Origin of the sequence: Rhodopseudomonas sp., assembly GCF_036404135.1 — a bacterium.
Classification (GTDB): Bacteria; Pseudomonadota; Alphaproteobacteria; order Rhizobiales; family Xanthobacteraceae; genus Rhodopseudomonas_A.
The window spans coordinates 1-1,899 of record NZ_DASWPE010000102.1; the positions used below are offsets into that span (position 1 = coordinate 1).

The window sequence follows — 1,899 nt, forward strand, 5'->3', positions numbered from 1 at the left end:
TGATGAGCTGCTCGGTGCGCTGAATCTGGCTGGTGATGGTCGAAACCAGCGAATAGGGCATACTCGCAAGGTTCTTGGCTTGGTTGATCAGAGATTGGGTCTGGTTCTCGATCTGCTGAATCTGATTGTTGATCTGCGGTAGCTCGCGCGCGGCGGTCAGCACGTTCTGCGCATAGTTGGTGGGGTCGAACACCGTCCATTGCGCGGCGGCGGGCGTCGCCAGCATCGGCGACAGCGCGGCGGGAACGGCGAGAATGGACGCGGCGAGCAACGCCGCGCGCGAGCGACGGACAATCATGACGGTATCTCCAGGTTGGTGAGGTCGGGAATGAGGTCGGCGGCCCATTCGGCACGGCGCAGCCGGAGCCAGGCCGGGAGGAAAGCAGCACGGCCATGCTCGGCAAGGATGCGCGCGATCTCGGCTTGGTCGGTCTTGGAGGACGCGGCGCACAGCGCCAGCGCTACGTCCGACAGACCCAGCTCGAACAGCCGATTGCCCCGGCGGCTTTGGCAGTAGTAATCCCGCTTGGGCATGGCCCTTGCGATGATCTCGATCTGCCGGTCGTTGAGGCCGAAACGCTGGTAGATTTCGGTGATCTGCGGCTCGATCGCCCGCTCGTTGGGAAGCAGAAGCCGGGTCTGACAGCTCTCGATGATGGCGGGCGCGATGGCCGAGCCGTCGATATCGGAGAGGCTTTGCGTGGCGAAGACGACGCTCGCGTTCTTCTTGCGCAGCGTCTTCAGCCATTCACGAAGCTGGCCGGCGAAACCTTCATCGTCGAGCGCCAGCCAGCCCTCGTCGATGATGAGCAGCGTCGGCCGACCGTCGAGCCGGTCGTCGATACGGTGGAAGAGATAGGCGAGCACGGCGGGCGCGGCGCCGCCGCCGATGAGCCCTTCGGTCTCGAACGCCTGCACGGAGGCTTGCCCGAGATGCTCGCCTTCGGCGTCGAGTAGCCGCCCATAAGGCCCGCCCACGCAATACGGCCGCAATGCCTGCTTGAGATCGTTCGACTGAAGCAGGACATTGAGGCCGGTGATGGTCCGCTCGCCCACGGGCGCGCTGGCGAGCGAGGTCAATGCCGTCCAGACATGCTCCTTCACCTCGGGCGTGATCGTCACGCCCTCGCGCATCAGGATCGCCACGATCCAGTCGGCGGCCCAGGCGCGTTCGGGGACATCATGGATGCGCGCCAGCGGTTGCAGCGACACCGAGGAATCCGCGCCCTCGGTCAATCCGCCGCCGAGGTCGTGCCAGTCGCCGCCCATCGCCAGCGCGGCGGCGCGGATGCTGCCACCAAAATCGAATGCAAACACCTGCGAGCGGGGATAGCGCCGGAACTGGAGCGCCATCAGCACCAGCAGCACGCTCTTGCCGGCGCCGGTCGGGCCGACGATGAGCGTATGGCCGACATCACCGACATGAAGGGAAAACCGGAACGGGGTCGAGCCCTCCGCCTTGCCGTGGAGCAAGGGGGGCGCGTCGAAGTGCTCGTCCCGTTCCGGCCCCGCCCACACGGCGCTCAAGGGGATCATGTGGGCTAGGTTGAGCGTGCTGATCGGCGGTTGCCGGACATTGGCGTAGACATGGCCCGGCAGGCTGCCGAGCCAGGCGTCGGCCGCGTTGACGGTTTCCGGCATGGCGGTGAAGTCGCGGCCCTGGATGACCTTCTCGACCAGCCGCAACTTCTCGGCCGCCGCGCGCGGGTCGTCATCCCAGACGGTGACGGTCGCGGTCACATAGGCTTGGCCGGCATAGTCGGCGCCCAATTCCTGAAGCGCGAGATCGGCATCGGCGGCCTTGTTCGAGGCGTCGGTATCGACCAGGGCCGACGCCTCGTTCGTCATCACCTCCTTCAGGATCGCGGCGATCGACTTCCGTTTGGCGAACCATTGCCG

2 protein-coding genes are annotated in these 1,899 nt (G+C 65.9%); both read right to left on the reverse strand.

What is annotated here, in order from left to right; translation table 11 throughout:
- The coding region (locus VGC77_RS12825; RefSeq protein WP_331171953.1) for a DUF4141 domain-containing protein at window positions 1–271 on the reverse strand (271 nt) is incomplete at its 3' end.
- A gap of 23 nt (window positions 272–294) precedes the next feature.
- The coding region (locus tag VGC77_RS12830) for a conjugal transfer protein TrbE (protein ID WP_331171954.1) at window positions 295–1,899 on the reverse strand (1,605 nt) is incomplete at its 5' end.